Annotated in this window: 16 protein-coding genes and 2 pseudogenes; 9 read left to right on the top strand and 9 right to left on the bottom strand. The window is 69.2% G+C overall.

Annotated elements, in window-relative coordinates; all coding sequences use genetic code 11:
* The first annotated feature begins 11 nt into the window (after window positions 1–11).
* Entirely contained in the window at window positions 12–347 is a 336-nt protein-coding gene (locus tag ACIBCU_RS23195; RefSeq protein ID WP_362936913.1) for a YnfA family protein, read from the top strand.
* A 215-nt stretch (window positions 348–562) separates the two neighbouring features.
* On the opposite strand, the gene ACIBCU_RS23200 is transcribed toward ACIBCU_RS23195, so the two are convergent.
* Window positions 563–1,555, bottom strand: a complete 993-nt coding sequence (locus tag ACIBCU_RS23200) for a sigma-70 family RNA polymerase sigma factor (protein WP_399233583.1) — start codon at window positions 1,553–1,555, stop codon at window positions 563–565.
* Window positions 1,548–1,814 carry a hypothetical protein gene (locus ACIBCU_RS23205; RefSeq protein WP_362936919.1) on the bottom strand — a complete coding sequence of 89 codons (267 nt, stop codon included), beginning with the start codon at window positions 1,812–1,814 and terminating at the stop codon, window positions 1,548–1,550. The genes ACIBCU_RS23200 and ACIBCU_RS23205 overlap by 8 nt, the downstream gene beginning before the upstream one ends.
* A gap of 123 nt (window positions 1,815–1,937) precedes the next feature.
* Between ACIBCU_RS23205 and ACIBCU_RS23210 the strand changes: the two genes are divergently transcribed.
* Entirely contained in the window at window positions 1,938–2,564 is a 627-nt protein-coding gene (locus ACIBCU_RS23210; RefSeq protein WP_399233586.1) for an SMI1/KNR4 family protein, read from the top strand.
* A gap of 241 nt (window positions 2,565–2,805) precedes the next feature.
* Here the strand turns inward: ACIBCU_RS23210 and ACIBCU_RS23215 are convergent, their stop codons facing one another.
* Window positions 2,806–3,771 (bottom strand): pirin family protein, encoded by a 966-nt coding sequence (locus ACIBCU_RS23215; RefSeq protein WP_362936925.1) that lies wholly within the window; start codon window positions 3,769–3,771, stop codon window positions 2,806–2,808.
* Between the two features lie 120 nt (window positions 3,772–3,891).
* Between ACIBCU_RS23215 and ACIBCU_RS23220 the strand changes: the two genes are divergently transcribed.
* Complete coding sequence (locus ACIBCU_RS23220; RefSeq protein WP_362936928.1) at window positions 3,892–4,269, top strand: tetratricopeptide repeat protein; 378 nt, start codon at window positions 3,892–3,894, stop codon at window positions 4,267–4,269.
* 44 nt (window positions 4,270–4,313) lie between these two features.
* Here the strand turns inward: ACIBCU_RS23220 and ACIBCU_RS23225 are convergent.
* Together ACIBCU_RS23225 and ACIBCU_RS23230 are read right to left on the bottom strand one after the other, a co-directional pair.
* Window positions 4,314–5,005 (bottom strand): annotated as a pseudogene (locus tag ACIBCU_RS23225) (TetR/AcrR family transcriptional regulator).
* A gap of 125 nt (window positions 5,006–5,130) precedes the next feature.
* Window positions 5,131–5,880, bottom strand: a complete 750-nt coding sequence (locus ACIBCU_RS23230; RefSeq protein WP_399233589.1) for an SDR family oxidoreductase — start codon at window positions 5,878–5,880, stop codon at window positions 5,131–5,133.
* A 181-nt stretch (window positions 5,881–6,061) separates the two neighbouring features.
* On the opposite strand from ACIBCU_RS23230, the gene ACIBCU_RS23235 reads away from it, so the two are divergent.
* Window positions 6,062–6,616, top strand: coding sequence for a GNAT family N-acetyltransferase (locus ACIBCU_RS23235; RefSeq protein ID WP_399233591.1), 555 nt, complete (start codon window positions 6,062–6,064; stop codon window positions 6,614–6,616).
* An 18-nt stretch (window positions 6,617–6,634) separates the two neighbouring features.
* Here the strand turns inward: ACIBCU_RS23235 and ACIBCU_RS23240 are convergent, their stop codons facing one another.
* Window positions 6,635–7,306, bottom strand: a complete 672-nt coding sequence (locus tag ACIBCU_RS23240; protein ID WP_362936934.1) for a 4'-phosphopantetheinyl transferase superfamily protein — start codon at window positions 7,304–7,306, stop codon at window positions 6,635–6,637.
* The gene (locus tag ACIBCU_RS23245) at window positions 7,303–8,208 is read right to left on the bottom strand and encodes a metallophosphoesterase family protein (RefSeq protein ID WP_399233594.1); all 906 of its coding nucleotides are present in this window, start codon (window positions 8,206–8,208) and stop codon (window positions 7,303–7,305) included. The genes ACIBCU_RS23240 and ACIBCU_RS23245 overlap by 4 nt, the downstream gene beginning before the upstream one ends.
* Window positions 8,209–8,362: 154 nt before the next feature.
* Here ACIBCU_RS23245 and ACIBCU_RS23250 point away from each other — a divergent pair, with 154 nt between their 5' ends.
* The 5 genes and pseudogenes from ACIBCU_RS23250 to ACIBCU_RS23270 all read left to right on the top strand — a co-directional run bounded on the left by ACIBCU_RS23250 (window position 8,363) and on the right by ACIBCU_RS23270 (window position 11,116).
* Window positions 8,363–9,250 carry an SDR family oxidoreductase gene (locus ACIBCU_RS23250; RefSeq protein ID WP_362936939.1) on the top strand — a complete coding sequence of 296 codons (888 nt, stop codon included), beginning with the start codon at window positions 8,363–8,365 and terminating at the stop codon, window positions 9,248–9,250.
* 174 nt (window positions 9,251–9,424) lie between these two features.
* Window positions 9,425–9,484, top strand: a pseudogene (locus tag ACIBCU_RS23255) (hypothetical protein); the annotation flags it as partial.
* A gap of 155 nt (window positions 9,485–9,639) precedes the next feature.
* Window positions 9,640–10,011 (top strand): VOC family protein, encoded by a 372-nt coding sequence (locus tag ACIBCU_RS23260; protein ID WP_362936942.1) that lies wholly within the window; start codon window positions 9,640–9,642, stop codon window positions 10,009–10,011.
* Window positions 10,012–10,141: 130 nt separating this feature from the next.
* A complete protein-coding gene (locus ACIBCU_RS23265) occupies window positions 10,142–10,678 on the top strand; it encodes an isochorismatase family cysteine hydrolase (protein ID WP_362936945.1) in 537 nt (178 codons plus the stop codon).
* A gap of 144 nt (window positions 10,679–10,822) precedes the next feature.
* Window positions 10,823–11,116: a hypothetical protein gene (locus ACIBCU_RS23270; protein WP_399233597.1), complete on the top strand. Its 294-nt coding sequence runs from the start codon at window positions 10,823–10,825 to the stop codon at window positions 11,114–11,116.
* A gap of 12 nt (window positions 11,117–11,128) precedes the next feature.
* Here ACIBCU_RS23270 and ACIBCU_RS23275 read toward each other — a convergent pair whose 3' ends face one another.
* Both ACIBCU_RS23275 and ACIBCU_RS23280 read right to left on the bottom strand, forming a co-directional pair.
* Entirely contained in the window at window positions 11,129–12,262 is a 1,134-nt protein-coding gene (locus ACIBCU_RS23275) for an FAD-dependent oxidoreductase (RefSeq protein WP_399233599.1), read from the bottom strand.
* Window positions 12,263–12,367: 105 nt separating this feature from the next.
* Complete coding sequence (locus tag ACIBCU_RS23280) at window positions 12,368–13,543, bottom strand: epoxide hydrolase family protein (protein WP_362936954.1); 1,176 nt, start codon at window positions 13,541–13,543, stop codon at window positions 12,368–12,370.
* Between the last annotated feature and the right edge of the window lie 4 nt (window positions 13,544–13,547).

Consider the following 13,547-nt stretch of genomic DNA (forward strand, 5'->3'; position numbering starts at 1 on the left):
GGTCGGCCGGTATGACCGTCGCTCGTTCCGTTGCCCTGTTCGTCGCCGCCGCCCTCTTCGAGATCGGCGGCGCCTGGCTCGTCTGGCAGGGCATCCGCGAGCACAAGGGCTGGATCTGGATGGGCGCAGGCGTCATCGCGCTGGGCCTCTACGGCGTGGTGGCGACCTTCCAGTCCGACGACAACTTCGGGCGCATCCTCGCCGCGTACGGCGGGATTTTCGTCGCCGGGTCGATCGCCTGGGGCATGGTCGCCGACGGCTACCGTCCCGACCGGTACGACATCACCGGCGCCCTGGTCTGCCTCGCGGGCATGGCCGTGATCATGTACGCGCCGCGGGGCCACTGACAGAACTCTGCGCCTCACTGACATCTACTCTGCGCCCGACAGCCAGATCACCGGCACGCACAGGTCGGCCCAGGAGGGCGCCAGCGGGAGCAGGATGCACGAGGCCGGTGCGGTATCCAGGTGGCTCGAGCAGAGCACTGCTGTCGTGAAGGCCCACAGGGGTCAGGGGAGCAGAAGCGTGGTCTGCATGACGCGTCGGCCAGATTTTTTCGAAGTCATCCCCTGTGAGTCTTGGGGTCATGGAGTTTGGTCCATGTCCGAATGTCTACGCCTCTGCCGTTGACGTCCTTGAGCTCGTGGCTGACGTAGAGCCTGGCCTCCACGATGAGTTCCGGCACGACATCCAGTTCCCTCGCGAACTCTTCGTCCGTAGGTTCGCGACCCAGGTTGCTGAGTGCGCCTCCGTACCTCTGCACTTCCTCCATCTGCCGGACGATCCGAAGCAGGTGTGCATTCCTGGCCTCGGCCCTGCGAATGGTGGCCCTCCTGATGGTCCAGACGAGTCCCAGCAGGGCGCTCAGGACCAGTACCGAGAGAGTCGTAGCCCACGGCGAGTACCCATCAAACCGTCGAACGGCAGCCCTGATCTCGGGACTGCTGGCAGGAATGAGCTCGCCTCCGCCGAAGGACGCGAAGCAGGTGACGAGCGCGAAGGCCAGGCTGCCTGCCGTGCCGGTGAGGAGGAGAGTCAGCGCACGTGTCCCCCGCCTGACGTGCTGGGCGACCGTCCCCCTGTGAACACCTGTGATGCCGGCGATCTCGGCATGGGTGTAGTCGAACCCCTTGGCGAGCATGACCATGCGCTGCTGCTGTTTCGGCAGGGTCAGCAGAGCCTCCTCAAGATCGAGGTAGCCTGCGGCGTCGTCCTGCCCGACCTCTTCGAGAGCGGAGACGTGGATGAAGCGGTTCTGATCCACGGAGTGGAGGGTCGTGTCGATCGGCTGAGCCACTCCGATCCGCCGGCTCTCGTCGCGGACCTTGTTCGAGATGACCTTGTACACGTAACCGGCGAGGTTGTCGATCGGCTGCTTGGAGCAGTTGGCCAAGGTGACGGCCATCGCCTCCTGCACCAGGTCCTCGGCCCCCAGCCGAGACTCGGGAATGCTCTCTTGCGCAAGACACCGACGAGCGTGAGCGAAGAGATCTCTCTCCTTGTCCACGTACATCGCAGCTAGCGCGGCTGCTGCCCTCCGGCGCGGTTCAACCACGGCGCTTCTTCCCCCGTCGCTTGCCGGCTCCTTCGCGATGGTTCAAAGGATGGACGACAACGCTCCTCGTCCGCGGTACTTCCGCTGCCTTCGCTCGTACGATCTCGGCCTTGGCAAGGGCCCGAGAACTGTCGGCCCACCCCTGGGCCCGGATCAAAGTTGCTTCCCCCTCAGCACGATGACGGGCAGCCAGGCTCTTGACCAGCTTCTTCACAGACGGTGCCAGCACAACCAGCACCAGCAGAACGACGAGCTCCATCGCCCCTCCTCCTCATCTCCGTCCTGTTCACCTCCGCTCTCCGGTGGCGGTTTCAGGCCCTTCGAGATGTAAGGGGAGCGGCAGTTCGTTCTGCATGACCTACCGCGGTCTAACCTCACCCGTATGGCGACGGACTGGATAGCGGAAGCACAACGCATAGCCCGGGGGCGGCGCTTTGACGAGCTCAGCTCTCCCCCCTCGCGGCAGGGTGCCCGCCCGGCGGCGCCGCTGTCCGAAGCCGAGATCTGCGAAGCGGAGGCGGAGCTGGGCATCGCATTCCCGGACCAGTACCGCGCGTACTTGCTCCGGCAGGACGCCGGCGGCGCGGTGAACCGCCTACGCCGTTCCCCGGCAGGTTGGGGCTGGCAGGGGGACTCGGACACCAACTACGACCTGCTCACCACTGCCTTCCCGCATCCCGACTCCTACGGCGCTTACGAGGACGAGCTGGACGCACGCGAGCCAGTGGCGGAGGACTTCCCGGACCACAACGCCTACCAGGCAGCGTGTGAGCAGTGGGACGCCGAATACGAGGTGTTCCAGGAGCGCAAGACGTCCGGCGCTGTATTCATCCAGGACAACGGCTGTGGGTTCTCGACCCTGCTCGTTGTCACCGGTCCGCACCGGGGCTCACTGTGGTTCGACGGCCGGGCCACCTGCGACCAGATCCTGCCTCTGAACCTGGGCGGTCAGCCCGTGTCGTTCACGGACTGGCTCGCTCGGAGGTCCATGGATCTGGTCGGCTGGTGAAGCTGCAGGCCGACGCCCGGCAAGGAAGGTGCCGGCAGCGCGATAGCAGAACTCTCGAGCCCACCCATCGATCAGTTCCTGGCACACAAGGTCAGACGCGGGCGCAGATGGGAACGCTGGTTCAGCGGAAGGCTTCCCCCCTGAGGCGCTCTCAGCCGCTTCCAGGCATCCCCCGCCCGCAGTACGACACAGGCATGATTGAGCACACCTCGAAAGCCAAGAACCCGTAAGAACCCCCAGCTCAGCGCACACGTCCACGCGGCTTTAGGGGCACATCGGGCAGTGCGGGAGCCGGGAGGGGCGGGCCGTCGTAGCCACGTACGGCACCGAACCGATCACCGTTCATCCAGTCCTCGCGGGCCTGCCTGATATCGTCGTGGGTTCTGGCCACGAAGTTCCACCACATGACGATCTCCTCCTCGAACGGCTCGCCGCCGAGGAGCATCAGCCCGGCATCCGACTCGGCTCGCAGCGGCAGTTCGGTGCGGCCGCAGCCGAGGTAGAGCATCGACCCCGGGAGGACCGGGACACCGTCGACATGGGCCTCGCCGGACATCGACAGCACCGCGTACTCGAAGTCGGGATCGAGCGGCAGCCGGGCTTCCGCGCCGGTGGTCAGGGCCAGATCGGCCCCGACGACCGGGGTGTAGATGCGGCCGGGCGATACGGCTCCGTCGAGCTCACCCAGGATCACGGTGGCGGTGACGCCCGGCGCTGTGACGACGGGCAGGTCGGTGTGGTGCTGGAAGTGCGGCTCGACCTGCCGGTGGGCGTCGGGCAGGGCCACCCAGAGCTGGGCACCGTGCAGAAACCTGGCGTGCGGCTTCGGGCTCTCCTCGGAGTGGCTGATGGCTCTGCCGGAGGTCATCAGGCCCAGCTCCCGGGGCCGGATCTGCTGAAGACTGCCCAGGCTGTCCCGGTGCAGCACCTCCCCTTCGTGCAGCCAGCTGACCGTCTGCAGCCCCATGTGGGGGTGCGGCGGCACCTGCATCCCGGGCTCCTCGGCGATGTCGTCGGGGCCGTAGTGATCCACGAACGCCCAGGCGCCGACCATGCGGCGTCCCAGATTGGGCAGCAGTCTGCGCACCTCGGTGGATTCGCCGAGCTGGACATGGCGCGGGGTGAGGAGTTCACGTACCGGTTCGGCGACGACGAAGCCGCGTCCTCCGCAGACGGAGAGAGCGGCCTGGCGATCGAGATTGCTCATGGCGCACAACCTATTCCCGTACGGCCATGGAGCGGCGGTCCCCACGCGGAAATTTTAGTGGAATGTTCAACCACTGTGCGGTGTTGACAGGTCTGAAGACATTACGGCCGAGGAGGAGAAGTGGACGACACCTACTACGAATTCGGTACGCCCGCCGACCGCTGGGACCGGGCCCAGCTGTTCTTCGAGGCGAAGGAGTACCTGACCGCGGCTCGGATCCTCGGCGGGCTGGTGCAGGAGGTACCGGAGCAGGTGGCGCCGCGGCTGCTGCTGGCGCGCTCCTACTACCACTCGGCCAGGCTCGCCAAGGCCGAGGCGGAGCTGCGCGAGGTGCTGGAGCGCAGTCCTGTCGAGGACTATGCGCGGCTGATGCTCGGGCGCACCCTCGAGCGTCAGGGCCGGCACGCGGAGGCGGCCCCCCATCTCCGGATGGCCCAGGCGATGACCGGGGACCTCGACCCCGAGCTTCTTGCGCGGGAGCAGCCGAACCAGGGGTGACACGCGAGACCGGCCGGGGGCAACGCTCCACTCCCCCGGCCGGGTCACCTTTCTGCGTTCGACACCCGGTCCAGCCATTCGGTCATCAGCGCCGATTCAGCCGTACTGAGCCCGGATCCGTGCGACCGGCGCAGCAGGGCGCCCAGCCGGGCGGCGGCGGAGGGGACTTCGGTGTCCACCGGCTCGCTCGCGCGTCCGGGGTGAAGACGGCGGCGTGCACGGCGTCGCGGACACGCTCCGACACCCCGGCGTCCTGGGAGGTCGTGGGCCGGGAGACCAGCATCAGCGCGACGCCCGTCGTGGCCGACATGATCATCTGGGTGGCCAGTTCTGGAGCTACCCGCAGCTTTCCCTGTTCGGCCGCACGCTCCAGGTCCCGGGTCAGGATGCGGTGCGACTCGAAGGCGGCCGCCGGCGGCGTCCGCATCGCCGGGGAGTTCATCAGCCGGTACAGATTCGGGTTCCGGAGAGCGAAATCGACGTGGCTGTCCCAGCCGTTACGGAGATCCTCGACGGGATCGGTGGTCTCGCCCCGCTCCCGCTTGGTCGCCAGATAGGCGTCGAAGCCATGGTCGACGACCGCCGACAGCAGGCCTTCCTTGTCCCCGAAGTACCGGTAGAGGGCAGGTGCTGCGACCTGCGCCGCCTCGCACACGGCGCGCGTGGAGATGTCCCCGTCGGGGGACTCCGCGACCAGCCGGGCCGCGACTTCGAGGATGCGCGCTCGTGTACTCACCGGAGGGACGCGATCAAGCGCTGCACGGGGCGTACCGGATGATGGGGGGCGGCCCGCCCTCCGCGGCCTGCCCGTCAGCACGTCGGCCCACGGCGTATCGGGGCGTGGCCGGACCGGCCGCCCGGTCAGACGATTCCGCCGTTGGCACGCAGCACCTGGCCGTTGACCCAGCGGGCGGGGCCGGCGAGGAAGGCGACGACCTCCGCGATGTCCTGGGGGGCTCCCAGCCGCTCGAGGGGAGGCTGGGCGGCCATCCTCGCGATGGTCTCCTCGTCCTTGCCGTCCAGGAACAACGCGGTGGCGGTGGGTCCGGGGGCGACGGCGTTGACCGTGATGTCCCGGCCGCGCAGCTCACGGGCGAGGATCAGCGTCATCGCCTCCACAGCCCCCTTGGTGGCGGCATAGGCGGTGTATCCGGGAATGGCCAGCGCCAGCACCGAGCTGGAGAAGTTGATGATCGCCCCGCCTGCGCGCAGACGGAGCGCAGCCTGCTGGTCGACGACGAAGGTCCCACGGATGTTGGTGCGGTACATCCGGTCCAGCTCGTCCAGGTCGAGGTCGACCAGCGGGGAGAGCGACATGACGCCCGCGGCGTGAACGACCACGTCGACTCCCCCGAAGGCCTCCTCGGCGGCGTCGAAGAGACCGGCGACCGCCACCTCGTCGGCGACGTCCGCCTGGTGCGCGACCGCCTCGCCGCCCGCGGCGACGACGGCGGCCACGGCCGCTTCGGCCTCGGCCTTGTTCCCGGCGTAGTTGACGACGAGCGCGAACCCGTCCGCCGCCAGCCGCTCGACACTCTCGCGGCCGATACCACGCGATCCTCCGGTGACAAGCGCGACCCTGCGTGCGGGGGTGGTGTGCTGCTCGGTCATGACGTTGCTCCTGTGGCAAAGAAGTTGCCGACGGTTCCACGAACCCTGAGAGGAACAACGCTAACGCCAAATCAGTAGCGTCGCTATCTCAGAACCGTAGCGACGTTAATAGCGCCGCTACCCCCCGCCGGGCGCGAATACTCGGGTGCGCCCGCCTTCCGGCCGCTGATAGTCAGGCGTCATGGACCTGGACACCCTCATGACCACCCGCCTCGCCCTGCATCCACTGACCGCCGCGCAGGCAGCGGTGGTGAACACCGGCGAAACGCACACCCCTCCGGACGGAGCACGGTGGGCGTACGGTTACCCCGACGAGGGCGACCGGGCAGGCGCCCGCCGCTTCCTGGCGGCCTGCGCGAGCACCGGAAACCCGCAGCCCTTCGGCCCGTACGAGATACGACGCCGTACGGACGGGATGGCGATCGGCGGCGTGGCCTTCCACGGCAGACCGGACGCCGCAGGCCAGGTCACCATCGGATACGGCCTCATCAGCTCGGCACGCGGCCGGGGCTACGCCTCCGAGGCGCTCAGAGCGCTGCTGGCCTTCGCCCGGTCCAAGGGGGTTCGTTCCGTGAAGGGCGACGCAGATCTGGACAACGTCGGATCCCATCGCGTCATGGCATCGGCCGGCATGCGTCTGGTCGCGGTGGACGACCGGCTGAAGCACTACCGCGTCGACTGGCCCGGCACTTCCCCGGGAGACGAAGCGCCGTGGTCCGACAGCGCGGTCCGGTGAGAAGGGACGCGCCCGGCGTCACACGGAAGCACTCTCCGGGAGCACGATCGCGGTCACCGCGAAGCCGTCGTCGATCAGCCACCTGCCCTCGTACGACCTCGGCATCCCGGGCGCCGTCAGCAGGAGTTTCGCGACGAACGTGCCTTCGGTGGCGGTATCCGGGCTCATGCGGAAGCTGATGTCCGCCTCCTCGAAGCCGAGTTCGATCCGGGTGAGCGGGAACCACGTCTTGAAGACGCTCTCCTTGGCACTGAACAGCAGCCGGTCCCAGTGGATCGCCGGGCTGTCCGTGTCCAGGGGCACCCTCGCGCGTTCCGAAGGGAGTGAGATCGCCTCCCACACGTCGGCCGGAAGGGGCTCGTTGGGCTCGGCGTCGATTCCGACCGCGCGCACCTCGGACGCCCTCGCCAGTACCGCCGCGCGATAACCCACGCAGTGCGTCATGCTGCCGACGATCCCGTCCGGCCACAGCGGCACCCCGCGATGGCCGGTCATCACAGGGGCCGGAGGCAGCCCCAGGGTGGCCATGGCGCGACGCGCGCAGGCGCGGACCGCCGCGAACTCGTGCCTGCGCCGGTCCACGCTCGCGGCCACCAGCCGCGCCTCCTCCGGGTACAGGCTGCCTGCCGGAGCGTCCGCCTCGTAGGTGTCCGCGCACGCGACGTACGCGGGCAGGAGCCGTTCGATCACGAGGCGTCGCCCTTCACGGCCGTGGGCCGCTCTCCGTCGTACGGAAGGATCTGCCGCAGCAGCCCGCGCGGGTGGCCCCGCTTCCGCCACTCCCGGGGGTAGCCGATCGAGACCTCCTCGAACCGTACGCCGTCGTGCCAGGTCGTCCGGGGGATGTGGAGGTGTCCGTAGACGACGGCCGCGACGTTGAAGCGGCGGTGCCAGTCGGCGGTGAGTTCCGTTCCGCACCACTGGGCGAACTCCGGATACCACATCACGGAGGTGGGTTCGCGCAGCAGAGGCCAGTGCCCCGTGATGACGAGCGGTACATCCGGGTCGTGCGCGGCCAGCCGCTGCTCGGTCAGTGCCACTCGCGCCCGGCACCAGTCGTCACGGGTCGGATAGGGGTCGGGGTGCAGCAGGTATTCGTCGGTGCAGACGACGCCCGCCTCGTGGGCGCGGGCCAGGGACTCCTCCTTGGTCGTCGTCCCCGGGGCCCTGAAGGAGTAGTCGTACAGAAGGAACACAGGGGCCACCGCCACGGGCCCTTCCGGGCCCTGCCACAGAGGGTAGGGGTCCTCGGGTGTGGTCACGCCGAGCTCGCGGCACACCTGGACGAGGTGCTCGTACCGCGCGTGGCCACGCAGCCGTACGGGGTCCTTGTCCACGGTCCACAGCTCGTGGTTCCCGGGAGTCCACACCACATGGGCGAATCGGCCCGCGAGCAGTCCCAGCGCGCGTTCGACCTCCTCCGCCTGTTCGGCCACGTCCCCCGCGACGATGAGCCAGTCCTCGTCGGAAGTCGGGTGCAGCCGGTCGGCGATGGGCCGGTTGTCGGCGATCCCGACGTGGAGATCGCTGACCGCGAGGAGCCGGCCACGGCCTCCCGACGGGTGAGGGGGCGGCTCGGTGGTGGAGCTCATTGTTCGAATTTACAGTCTCCGCGGTTCCAGCGAGGCCACTCCGCCCGACATGCCCGCCGTTCATCCGCCCGAGATGATTGACCAGCCGCCTCCGGGGAACGCGGCGGCACATGGCAGCACACCCGTAGCCGTCAACGGAGAGAGGCAGACACCGGTGACAGACGCCGAACAGCCGCAGGACCCGACACGGCGCCATCCGCAGCCCGATTTCCCCCAACAGGAGCAGGAGCATCCAGGCCGGACCGGCGCGATGGATCCGACACCGGACCATGGGGAGGACTCCTACCGGGGCAATGGTCTCCTGCTCGACCGCAGGACGGTCGTCACCGGCGGCGACTCCGGCATCGGCCGGGCTGTTGCCCTGGCCTTCGCGCGGGAAGGGGCGGACGTGCTGTTCACGTACCTGCCCGCCGAGAAGAGCGAAGCGGAGGAGACCTCCCGGCTCGTCGAGGAAGCCGGCCGGAGGGCGGTGGCGGTCGCCTGCGACATCCGTGACGAGAAGCAGTGCCGGGCCCTCATCGAGGAGGCCGTGTCGGAGTTCGGCAGGATCGACGTCCTGGTGAACAACGCCGCCTACCAGATGTCTCAGCCCGAGGGCATCGCCGCCATCTCGACCGCCCAGTTCGACCGGGTGGTGCGTACCAACCTGTACGGGATGTTCTGGCTGTGCAAGACCGCTCTGCCCCACATCCCGGCAGGGGGCTCGATCATCAACACCACCTCGGTACAGGCCTACAAGCCCAGCCCTCATCTGCTGGACTACGCCATGACCAAGGGTGCCATCGTCACCTTCACCCAAGGGCTCGCCCAGATGCTGGCGTCCGACGGAATCCGCGTCAACGCCGTCGCCCCTGGGCCGGTCTGGACGCCGCTCATCCCCGCGACCATGCCCGACACGACGGAGTTCGGGAAGCAGAGCCCTCTGGGCCGCCCCGCGCAGCCTGCCGAGATGGCGCCGGCCTACGTCTTCCTCGCGTCCTCGAACGCGTCGTTCATCACCGGCGAGATCATGAACGCGACCGGCGGTACGCCGCTGCCCTGACGGTGAATGCCCCGACGGATCCCAGGGAAGGGCGCGGTTCATGCGTCCCGTCGCCCGTCGTCGAGATCCCCGGAGCGGGGTTGAACTGCTCCCGGACCAGGTGTGTCTGCCCGGGGACGCCTACTTCGCCGCCACCGAGGACGTCCGGTGGAGAAGGCCGTGGGACGCGACGCCGTGGAGACGATAACCCCCTACCCGCCAGGCACCCCCACCGTCCTCCCCGGCGAACGGCTCACCGAGCCCCTGCTCAGGTATCTGCGGTCGGGTATCGAGGCGGGAATGAACGTCCCCGGCCCGGCCGACCCGACCTTGCGGACGGTGCGGGCCCTGGGACGCGACCGCGCGGGGCACCGAGGTTCACACGCGACACGACGGAAAGGACCGGACACATGCCCATCGCCACGTACACACTCGTCGCTCTCGACTGCCGCGACCCCTGGTCCCTGGCCGGTTTCTACCAGGGCGTTCTGGGCGGTGAGATCAAGAAGTACAACGACGACTGGTACGACCTGCGCGTTCCGGGCGGCGCCCACATCGCGTTCCAGCGGGCGGCCGACCACCGGCCGCCGGAGTGGCCGCGAGGAGACCGCAACTCGCAGCAGGCACACCTGGACTTCGACGTGCCGGATGTCGAGCGCGCGCAGGAGGAGGTGCTGGCGCTCGGTGCGACACCCCTCGACCTGGACGACCGGGGTGGTGAGCGCAGGTTCCGCGTGTACGCCGACCCGGCGGGGCATCCGTTCTGTCTCTGCTGGCAGTGAGGCCCTCGGCGCGTCAGGGCCGCCGTCTGCCGGAAGCGGCCGCCCGCGCCCCGGCCCCGGTGAGCCTGCGGAAGCGCCGGCTCGTGTCGCCGCCGCGCCTCGTGACCTGGCACGGCGAGAATGAGGAACCATGAGCCGAAGTGCCCTCATCGTCATCGACATGCTCAACACATACAGCCACCCGGATGCCGAGGTCCTCATTCCCTCCGTACGCGAGGCACTCCCCCGCATCGTGGACCTCATCGAACGCGCCCGTGACGGGGCTGTGCCGGTGATCTACGTGAATGACAATTTCGGGGAGTGGCGGTCCCACCACGGCGAAATCATCGATACGACATTGTCGGGGCCGTACAGCGAGCTGGTGGAGCCCGTGCTGCCGGCCGACGATTCGCTGTTCGTCGTCAAGGCCAGGCACTCGATCTTCTACGAGACGCCGCTCACCTACCTTCTGTCGCAGCTGGACGTGGGCCGTGTGGTCCTCTGTGGTCAGGTCACCGAGCAGTGCGTCCTGTATTCCGCCCTCGACGCCCACATCCGCCACCTGAGTGTGACGATTCCCGACGATGCCGTCGCCCATATCCATCCGGATCTGGCAAAAGCATCCCTCCAGATGATGGAGCGCAATATGGGCGCGTCGATCCGGAAGGCCGTGGACGTCGAATTCTGATGTCCAGCTCTCGCGGGTACGACCGGTACAGCCGTGGTGCCGTACGGGGCATTTCTGCGGCCTTACCGAGTGGATCAGGCAGTCGGAGGGGACAAGTGGCGCCGAACCCGACGTGCAACCCCGCCCGAGAGAGTGTTCCCAGCGATGCGTGCTCTGGCTTTCGCCTGCACCCTGCACTCCTCACCCACCCCTTCCAGCAGCCATGTCATCGCCGGCCAGGTGATGGCCGAGTTCGAGAGCCTCGGGGTGGGCGGCGAGGTGGTCCGTGTGGCCGACCACGACATCCGGCCGGGAGTGGGGCTCGAGGCCGTGCAGGGCACGGACTACAAGGACCTGGACGGTCCCCCGGAGGCGGTCGCCTCGACGACGCGCACCCTTGCCGTCAACGCGGCCCATCTGGCACGGCTGCTGACCGGCAGTCCGTACCCCGCAACCTGATCTGCCCGGCAGTCAGGAGGGCTGGACCTCGTCGAAGAGGGCGAGGGCTTCGAAGGGATCCGGACTCACGAGGCGGTCCAGACCGGCCGTCGTGATGGCCGCCCATCTGCCGGCCCGTGCCCACATCTGTTCCTCGAAGGCGCGGACGGCCTCGTCCAGATCTCCAGGGCCGGCGGCGGCGACGGCCTCGCCGAGTTCGGCGCCTTCCAGCATCGCGAGGTTCGCGCCCGCCCCCAGCGGGGGCATCAGGTGAGCGGCGTCGCCCAGGAGCGTCACCCCGGGGACGTGGGCCCAGGTGTGGGAGACGGGAAGGGCGTAGAGGGGGCGGCGGGCGAAAGCGGTGCCGTGGCGGAGGAGGTCGAGGACGGGAGCGGCCCAGCCGTCGAACCGGGCCAGCAGCTCCGATCGCACGGCCTCGACATCGGCCGGACCCGTCAGCCGGTCCGCGTCCGTGCGCCGGTCCAGCTCCACGCGGAACTGGGCGTACACCTTGACGTGGCCGCCGCTGTTGCGCTGGGCGACGAGCGCGCGGTTCACTCCGTAGACAGCCACGGAACCGTCGCCGACCAGCCGGGCGAGATCGGGGTGGCGGGTGTCGATGTCGTCCACGGAGGTCTCGACCAGAGTGACGCCGGTGTACTGCGGCGTCACGGACGAGACCGCCGGGCGGACCCGGGACCAGGCACCGTCGGCACCGATCACGAGGTCGAACGTCTCCTGTCGCCCGTCCGCGAAATGGACCAGCGCGCCGTCCCGGCTCACCGGCACCACCTCCGTCACGCCCCGCCCCCACTGGACGTCCAGAGGCCCGAGCAGCAGGTCACGGAGTTGCCCGCGGTCGATCTCGGGATTGGCCCGCTCATCCGGACGAGGTTGCCAGTCGCGAAGGACGGTCCCGTCCACGTCCAGGATGCGCATGGCCTGCCCCTCGGGACGGGACAGCGCCTGGAACTCCTCCAGCACCCCCACCTTCTCCAGCGCCAGCTGCCCCAGGCCCTCGTGCAGGTCCAGCGTGCCGCCCGCGGGACGGGCGTCGCCGGCGGGATCGCGTTCGAGGACGGTGACAGGATGGCCATGACGGTGCAGGACTCGGGCGAAAGTAAGGCCGGCGGGGCCACTGCCGATCACGGCGATACGGGGGCTCATGCCAGGACAACTTACGGCGCCTCAGCCGGCCGGTCCCGCCCTGTCACAGAACTGGGACGACGGCGTGAGCCGACGGGCACATGGTCCCCCGGGGCGGCGGCGCCCTCAGGCTCCCGCCGCCGTGCGGTAGGGGCGGAAGAAGGCCCGGAGCTCCTCCGCGTAGATCTCGGGCTCCTCGAACGGCGCGAAGTGTCCGCCACGCGGGGGCTCGGTCATGCGCACCATGTTCGTCGTGCGCTCGAGCCACGCCCGCGGCGGCCGGACGACGTCGCCGGAGAAGATCGAGAAGCCGGACGGCACCTCGACCCTCCGTTCGTACTGTGCGGGCGGGACGGCGGCGTTCGCGTGGTACATGCGCATGGACGAGCCGATCGTGCCGGTCAGCCAGTAGAGCGTGATGTTCGTCAGGATCTCGTCCTTGGTGAAGCTCCGCTCGACGTCACCGCCGCAGTCGCTCCAGGCCCGGAGCTTCTCCAGGATCCAGGCCGCGAGGCCCGCCGGTGAGTCGTGGAGCCCGAAGGCGGCTGTCTGAGGCTTCGTCCGGTGGATCGCGGCGTAGGCCCCCTCGGTCCCGCCCCAGGCCGTGGCGGACTCGATCCAGGCCCGCTCCTCCGGCGCGAGGTCTGCCGGGTCGCCGGTGAACCTCGGCAGACCGCCGTCCGTACGGTGGACGGCCACGACCCGTGCGGGGTGGTCCAGGCCCAGGAAGCGGCTCACGTGACTGCCGACGTCCCCGCCCGCCGCGCCGAACCGTTCGTAGCCGAGGACCGTCATGAGCTCGGCCCAGAGGCCGGCGACGGCGATCGAGTCGAGGGGCGGCCCGACGGGCCGGTCGGAGTATCCGAAACCAGGAATGTCGGGCACGACGACGTCGAACGCGTCGGCCGGATCCGCGCCGTGCGCGCCCGGGTCGGTGAGGAGCGGGATGACCTTCGAGTAGCGCCAGAACGAGTCCGGCCATCCATGGCTGAGGACCAAGGGCAGGGCCTGCCCGGCAGGCGCGGCGGCCCTGGCGTGCACGAAGTGGATCCCGAGGCCGCCCAGCGGAACGCGGAAGCGGGGAAGCCGGGCGAGCGTCGCCTCCTGCGCCGGCCAGTCGAAGTCCTCCGCCCAGTAGGCGACGAGTTCACGGAGGTAGGCCAGATCGGTCCCCAGCGACCACCCGGCGTCCTCGGGCGCGTCGGGCCAGCGCGTCGCGCGGAGCCGCGTGCGCAGGTCTTCGAGCGCGGCGGGATCGGTCTGCTGGACGAACGGCTCGGGGCGGGGCTGGGCTTCCGGCATGGAC

It is taken from the genome of Streptomyces sp. NPDC051064 (assembly GCF_044455985.1).
Lineage (GTDB): Bacteria > Actinomycetota > Actinomycetes > Streptomycetales > Streptomycetaceae > Streptomyces.

Bases quoted from the DNA above. Each gene is read 5' to 3' on its own strand.
- ACIBCU_RS23260 (WP_362936942.1), top strand. From the start codon at position 9,640: ATGCCCATCGCCACGTACACACTCGTCGCTCTCGACTGCCGCGACCCC.
- ACIBCU_RS23195 (WP_362936913.1), top strand. From the start codon at position 12: ATGACCGTCGCTCGTTCCGTTGCCCTGTTCGTCGCCGCCGCCCTCTTC.
- ACIBCU_RS23205 (WP_362936919.1), bottom strand. From the start codon at position 1,814: ATGGAGCTCGTCGTTCTGCTGGTGCTGGTTGTGCTGGCACCGTCTGTG.
- ACIBCU_RS23210 (WP_399233586.1), top strand. From the start codon at position 1,938: ATGGCGACGGACTGGATAGCGGAAGCACAACGCATAGCCCGGGGGCGG.
- ACIBCU_RS23245 (WP_399233594.1), bottom strand. From the start codon at position 8,208: ATGAGCTCCACCACCGAGCCGCCCCCTCACCCGTCGGGAGGCCGTGGC.
- ACIBCU_RS23230 (WP_399233589.1), bottom strand. From the start codon at position 5,880: ATGACCGAGCAGCACACCACCCCCGCACGCAGGGTCGCGCTTGTCACC.
- ACIBCU_RS23280 (WP_362936954.1), bottom strand. From the start codon at position 13,543: ATGCCGGAAGCCCAGCCCCGCCCCGAGCCGTTCGTCCAGCAGACCGAT.
- ACIBCU_RS23265 (WP_362936945.1), top strand. From the start codon at position 10,142: ATGAGCCGAAGTGCCCTCATCGTCATCGACATGCTCAACACATACAGC.
- ACIBCU_RS23270 (WP_399233597.1), top strand. From the start codon at position 10,823: ATGCGTGCTCTGGCTTTCGCCTGCACCCTGCACTCCTCACCCACCCCT.
- ACIBCU_RS23235 (WP_399233591.1), top strand. From the start codon at position 6,062: ATGGACCTGGACACCCTCATGACCACCCGCCTCGCCCTGCATCCACTG.
- ACIBCU_RS23215 (WP_362936925.1), bottom strand. From the start codon at position 3,771: ATGAGCAATCTCGATCGCCAGGCCGCTCTCTCCGTCTGCGGAGGACGC.
- ACIBCU_RS23275 (WP_399233599.1), bottom strand. From the start codon at position 12,262: ATGAGCCCCCGTATCGCCGTGATCGGCAGTGGCCCCGCCGGCCTTACT.